We start from the raw sequence: 209 nt of genomic DNA, 5'->3' as shown, positions 1-209 counted from the left end.
ACGGATACGACCTCTGCCAACATTGATGTGAGTGTGACGCCAGAGAACGATCCTCCGGTTGCAGGCAGCACGTCTTACACCGTACATGAAGACAACTCGATCACCATCAGTGACGAGCAACTACTGGCTAATTCGTCGGATATTGAAGGCGACGTAGACATCAGTAGTGTGACTTACAGTGGCAACGATGGCGTCTTCCAAGACAATGG

General features: G+C 50.7%; 1 protein-coding gene. It reads left to right on the top strand.

Annotated elements, in window-relative coordinates; genetic code table 11:
- Positions 1–209 (top strand): cadherin-like domain-containing protein (locus AACR11_RS20815; RefSeq protein WP_139374625.1); only part of this gene is annotated, 209 nt, incomplete at both ends.

Source organism: Vibrio sp. L85, from assembly GCF_963871815.1.
Classification (GTDB): domain Bacteria; phylum Pseudomonadota; class Gammaproteobacteria; order Enterobacterales; family Vibrionaceae; genus Vibrio; species Vibrio harveyi.
This window is presented reverse-complemented; position numbering and strand designations above follow the sequence as displayed.